This window comes from Martinezella tropici, assembly GCF_003287875.1.
Taxonomy (GTDB): Bacteria; Pseudomonadota; Alphaproteobacteria; order Rhizobiales; family Rhizobiaceae; genus Rhizobium; species Rhizobium tropici_C.
Genome location: NZ_QMKK01000025.1, coordinates 1 through 2,500, shown reverse-complemented (window position 1 = coordinate 2,500; position 2,500 = coordinate 1). Strand labels below are relative to the sequence as shown.

Genomic DNA, 2,500 nt, shown 5'->3' with positions numbered 1-2,500 from the left:
TTGAGGAGTGGTAGCGGAGCGTTCCGTAAGCTGATGAAGGGATACCCGTGAGGGGTCCTGGAGGTATCGGAAGTGCGAATGTTGACATGAGTAACGATAAAGAGGGTGAGAGACCCTCTCGCCGAAAGACCAAGGGTTCCTGCTTAAAGTTAATCTGAGCAGGGTTAGCCGGCCCCTAAGACGAGGCGGACACGCGTAGTCGATGGGAACCACGTTAATATTCGTGGGCCTGGTGGTAGTGACGGATTGCTTAACTTGTTCACACTTATTGGATTGTGTGGGCGGGGACGCGGTTCCAGGAAATAGCTCCACCGTATAGACCGTACCCGAAACCGACACAGGTGGTCAGGTAGAGTATACCAAGGCGCTTGAGAGAACTATGTTGAAGGAACTCGGCAAATTGCACGCGTAACTTCGGAAGAAGCGTGACCCTTATGTGCGCAAGCATGTGAGGGTGGCACAGACCAGGGGGTAGCGACTGTTTACCAAAAACACAGGGCTCTGCGAAGTCGCAAGACGACGTATAGGGTCTGACGCCTGCCCGGTGCTGGAAGGTTAAGAGGAGGGGTGCAAGCTCTGAATCGAAGCCCCAGTAAACGGCGGCCGTAACTATAACGGTCCTAAGGTAGCGAAATTCCTTGTCGGGTAAGTTCCGACCTGCACGAATGGCGTAACGACTTCCCCGCTGTCTCCAACATAGACTCAGTGAAATTGAATTCCCCGTGAAGATGCGGGGTTCCTGCGGTCAGACGGAAAGACCCCGTGCACCTTTACTATAGCTTTACACTGGCATTCGTGTCGGCATGTGTAGGATAGGTGGTAGGCTTTGAAGCAGGGACGCCAGTTCTTGTGGAGCCATCCTTGAAATACCACCCTTATCGTCATGGATGTCTAACCGCGGTCCGTCATCCGGATCCGGGACAGTGTATGGTGGGTAGTTTGACTGGGGCGGTCGCCTCCGAAAGAGTAACGGAGGCGCGCGATGGTGGGCTCAGACCGGTCGGAAATCGGTCGTCGAGTGCAATGGCATAAGCCCGCCTGACTGCGAGACTGACAAGTCGAGCAGAGACGAAAGTCGGTCATAGTGATCCGGTGGTCCCGCGTGGAAGGGCCATCGCTCAACGGATAAAAGGTACGCCGGGGATAACAGGCTGATGACCCCCAAGAGTCCATATCGACGGGGTTGTTTGGCACCTCGATGTCGGCTCATCGCATCCTGGGGCTGGAGCAGGTCCCAAGGGTTTGGCTGTTCGCCAATTAAAGCGGTACGTGAGCTGGGTTCAGAACGTCGTGAGACAGTTCGGTCCCTATCTGCCGTGGGTGTAGGAATATTGACAGGATCTGTCCCTAGTACGAGAGGACCGGGATGGACATATCTCTGGTGGACCTGTTGTCCTGCCAAGGGCATAGCAGGGTAGCTATATATGGAATGGATAACCGCTGAAGGCATCTAAGCGGGAAACCAACCTGGAAACGAGTGTTCCCTATCAGAGCCGTGGAAGACGACCACGTTGATAGGCCGGGTGTGGAAGTGCGGCAACGCATGAAGCTTACCGGTACTAATAGCTCGATTGGCTTGATCGTTCCCATTGCCAGTGCTCATCGAATAAATTCGACGAGCCAATAGGATGTAGGCAGTAGGCAATAGCCGCTTCTGCCCAGCATCCAAGACGTGTTCAAATAAAAAAATCCAGCTTCTCAAATTGTCCATGCAGCAGCATGAACAGCAAGCCTCCGTATGGACGGCTGATGTCCCCTTCGAGCGACAAGCGAGAAGGAAAGGCATATCAGCCCAGAAAGAGCAACTTGTTGATCCATGCGTTCGCATGGATCAACAAGTTGCGCTTTGCCGACCTGGTGGTTATGGCGGGGTGGCTGCACCCGTTCCCTTTCCGAACACGGCCGTGAAACGCCCCTGCGCCCATGGTACTTCGTCTTAAGACGCGGGAGAGTAGGTCGCTGCCAGGTCTGCTAATCGCAACTCCACGCTAAATCGATGAAATCGATTTATGCGTCACGCTAAATTGCTCAAGCAATCTATGCCTCATAAAATCTTCTCATCACACAGACGGCTCAAGCCGTGCTACAATAGGCCGCTCATGCGGCCTTTGCCGCTTCTGGAGCCAGGAAATTACCCCGACGCGCCCGAAATACGGTGCCAAGGGCGCGACAAACCAAAGGGTTTGCGCAACCGCGATAAGCCCAAACGCGGCTTACGCTGGAAATACGCGACAAATCGCTCCGCGATTTGCGCTGGATAAGACGACAAATCGCTCCGCGATTTGCGTCGGTAACGCGATAAGCCACAACGCGGCTTACGCTGGGAACAAGGGACAAATCCTTCAGATTTGCCCGGATGAAGCATGAACCGCATAGCGGTTCACGCAAGCGCGATAAGCCGCAACGCGGCTTACGCTGGTGACGCGGGGTGGAGCAGCCCGGTAGCTCGTCAGGCTCATAACCTGAAGGCCGCAGGTTCAAATCCTGCCCCCGCAACCAA

General features: G+C 54.7%; 1 tRNA gene and 2 rRNA genes (1 of these 3 cut by a window edge). All 3 read left to right on the top strand.

Annotation, left to right across the window (positions count from 1 at the left end):
- Window positions 1-1,584: ribosomal RNA gene (locus DQ393_RS08060) — 23S ribosomal RNA — on the top strand; it begins 1,310 nt to the left of the window's first position.
- A gap of 269 nt (window positions 1,585-1,853) precedes the next feature.
- Window positions 1,854-1,968 (top strand): 5S ribosomal RNA (gene rrf / locus DQ393_RS08055).
- Window positions 1,969-2,422: 454 nt separating this feature from the next.
- Window positions 2,423-2,499, top strand: a tRNA-Met gene (locus DQ393_RS08050).
- The last annotated feature ends 1 nt before the right edge of the window (window position 2,500 follow it).